General features: G+C 67.6%; 4 protein-coding genes. 3 read left to right on the top strand and 1 reads right to left on the bottom strand.

Features of this window, described 5'->3' with window-relative positions:
* The 3 genes from EN742_RS29860 to EN742_RS29850 form a co-directional block, all read left to right on the top strand.
* Positions 1–951: efflux RND transporter permease subunit (locus tag EN742_RS29860; RefSeq protein WP_148670351.1), on the top strand; the 951-nt coding region annotated here is incomplete at its 5' end.
* A gap of 75 nt (positions 952–1,026) precedes the next feature.
* Positions 1,027–1,437, top strand: coding sequence for a hypothetical protein (locus tag EN742_RS29855; protein WP_128333604.1), 411 nt, complete (start codon positions 1,027–1,029; stop codon positions 1,435–1,437).
* A 29-nt stretch (positions 1,438–1,466) separates the two neighbouring features.
* Complete coding sequence (locus EN742_RS29850; protein ID WP_126055134.1) at positions 1,467–1,799, top strand: hypothetical protein; 333 nt, start codon at positions 1,467–1,469, stop codon at positions 1,797–1,799.
* Between the two features lie 14 nt (positions 1,800–1,813).
* Here EN742_RS29850 and EN742_RS29845 read toward each other — a convergent pair.
* On the bottom strand, positions 1,814–3,078 hold a 1,265-nt coding region (locus EN742_RS29845; protein WP_128333603.1), incomplete at its 5' end, for a tetratricopeptide repeat protein.

The following is a 3,078-nucleotide window of genomic DNA, read 5'->3' as shown; positions in this document are numbered from 1 at the left end:
CTTGGCATCTCCTCGCAGCAGCTTTCCGAGACGATCAACGCGGTCCTGTCGGGCTCGAAGATCACGCAGATGCGCGACGACACCTACCTCGTCGACATCATCGCCCGCGCCGTGGAACAGGAACGCGCCAGTATCGACACGCTGCGCGGCCTGACGATCAGCGCGTCGGGCGGACGCCGCGTGCCGCTCGAGCAGGTGGCGACGCTCTCCTACCAGACCGAACCGCCGCTGATCTGGCGCCGCGGCCGCCTGCCGACGGTGACCGTCCAGGCCGACGTCGCGCCCGGCAGCGATGCCGTCTCGGTGGCGCGCAAGCTCGGCACGGCGATCGACGCCTTCAAGGCGGAGTTGCCGGCCCGCTATAGCGTCGAGCAGGGCGGCGTCACGGAAGACAGCGCCAAGGCGCAGGCCAGCATCTTCGTGGTCTTCCCGCTGATGCTGTTCATCATGGCGACCGTGCTGATGATCCAGCTGATGAGCTTCCAGCGCCTGGTGCTGGTGCTGCTCACCGCACCGCTGGCGCTGATCGGCGTCGCCGGCGCGCTGCTCATCTCCGGCGCACCGATGGGCTTCGTCGCCATCCTCGGGGTGATGTCGCTGATCGGCATGGTGATCCGCAACTCGGTGATCCTGATCGCGCAGATCGACCAGCATATAGCCGCAGGCGAAGAGCCCTGGGCGGCAGTGATCAGCGCCACCACGCACCGGCTGCGGCCTATCCTGCTTACGGCTGCGGCCGCCATCCTCGGCATGATCCCGATCGCGCCGACCGTATTCTGGGGGCCGATGGCCTATGCGGTGATGGGCGGCCTGATGGTGGCGACGGTGCTGACGCTGGTCTTCCTGCCGACGCTCTACGTCACCTGGTTCGGCATCAAGGCGCCGACCGGAGCGACAGCCGCCACCGAGCCCGCCATGGCTATCGCCGAGCCGCAAGCCATCGCCGCCTGAGGCGGCGACGCTTTCCGACAAGCCACGGCGGAATGCCGCCGTGGCAGCCAAACACGAAACCGAAGGGAAACGACCATGACCCCGTTCTTTGGAAACCTGCTCATCCGCGTCAACGCCTGCTTCCTGATCGTCGCATCGGCCGGCGGGCTCGCCACCGACATTGCCGGCTCCTTCTTCGGGCGCGGCGCCGAAGCCATACTGCTCGCCGACGCACCCGGCACCGGCATCGGCTTCATCGAGGCGCACGGACTGGCCCTGATCATCGGGGCCACGCTCTCGCGCATCGCCTATTCGCGGACCTGGCATGCCTTCCTGGCTGCCGTCCACATGCTGCTCGGAACGGCAAACCTGTTGTTCTGGCAGTTCTTCATCGCCGCCGACGTGCTCGTCGTCGGCTACGTCACAACCGCGGCGCACTTTCTGTTCGTGGTTGCTCACCTCGCGGCTCTGGCGGGCACCGCCCGGTTTGCCGCGTCCCCCCGTTGAACTTCGATCGAGCCTTAAGGAGAGAGAAAATGCGTTTGAAATCCATGACGAAAATTCGTTCGGCCGCGGCCCTGCTCGCCATCGGCATGGCCGCCGTCGAGATCATCGGCGGCACGGTGCCGGCGCTGTCGCTGGTCGGCACGGCCGAGGCCCGCGTCGGCCATCCCTGGACGCCGCGCAGCGCCGCCGGTGTCGCCCGCCGCAACACGACATGGCGGGTGCTGAGGCACACCACTGCCTGGGTCGCGACCTTGCCGGCCGGCTGCGTCCGCACCAAGGTCAACGGCTTCGACGTCTGGCGTTGCGGCGGCACCTACTACCGGGCCTATCAGGGCCGCTACATAGTGGTCGTCGTCGATTGACGATCGGCCTCGGGCTAAACCTCGCCGAGGGCAAGTCGCACGCCTTCGGCGAGATGCTCGGCATCTGCCCGGTTCTCGAAGGGCACGCCGCGCAGCGCGTAGTCGAGCGGCGCAAAAGCATCGCCCTCCTCGATGAGGGCGATCTGCCGCCGCGCCTTCTCCATGTCGCCCATCTGGGCATAGCAGGCCGCCAGTCGCGTCCGGATCCAGGGTGCCGGACGCGTGGCCAGTTCCAGCGCTTCCGCCGCCTGCCGGTATTCCCCCATCATGTAGAGCGCCAGCGCACGGTCGAACTGGTACCAGTGCGGGTGCAAGGGATCGATGCGGATGCCGCGCGCCAGCCAGGTCAGCGCCTCCAACGGGCGGCCGCGCATGGTCAGCAGCATGCCCATCTGCTCGATGCTGTCGGCATCGCAGGGATTGAGCCGCAACGCGATGCGCATGTGGTGCTCGGCTGCCTCGTGGTCGCGCATGTAGAGGCGGATCAGCGATTGCACGCGATGGCCGGTCGGCTGGTCCGGCGACAAGGCCAGGCCCTTGTCGGCAAGGTCCCGCGCGTTCTGCAGCACCGCGTCGCTGGCGCGGCCGAACTCCCCGTCCAGCGAGCGCGCCAGGGCGAGATAGGTGTAGGCCAGCCCATAATTCGGATCCTTGGCGATGGCCGCCTCGAACAATGCCTCGGCGCCGCGCTGGTCGGTCTGGGCCGGATCGCGCAGCAGCGCAAAACCGCGCAGCAGAAGCTCATAGGCGGCGAGGCTGGTCACCGGCTTGCGTGAGGCCTGTTCCAGCCCGGCATTGGTGACCCGCGTGACCAGCCGGCTGACGATCTGCTCGACGATCTCGCCTCCGGTCGCGAACAGACCAGCGCCCTGCGACTGGTAGCGGTCGCCCCAGAGCTGGCTGGCGGTCGCGATGTCGACCAGGCTGACGGCCACCACGACATGCTCGCCTTGCCGGCGCAGCGACCCTTCGACCAGGTAGTCGGCGCCGATGCGGGCACGGATCTGCGGCCACTCGCCACGGCCGAAGGAGGAGAAGGAAAAGCTCGAATTGCGCGCCAGCACGGTGACTGTACCGAAGCGGGCCACGCCGTTGATCAGATCCTCGGCAAAGCCGTCGACCATCGCTTCGTCGGCCGGATTGCCGCTCTCGTTGCGAAAGCGAACGACCGCCACGATCGGCTGGGAGCTCATCTCGGGCGGGGGTTCCGCCTCCCCGGCAAGCATGTAGCCGCGCTTGGAGACGGTGCGCACCATTTCTTCGCCAAGCACCTTGCGGA

Source organism: Mesorhizobium sp. M4A.F.Ca.ET.020.02.1.1 (assembly GCF_004022645.1).
Lineage (GTDB): Bacteria > Pseudomonadota > Alphaproteobacteria > Rhizobiales > Rhizobiaceae > Mesorhizobium.
The sequence above is the reverse complement of the archived record's forward strand: the minus strand, read 5'-3'. Positions and strand labels throughout refer to the sequence as shown.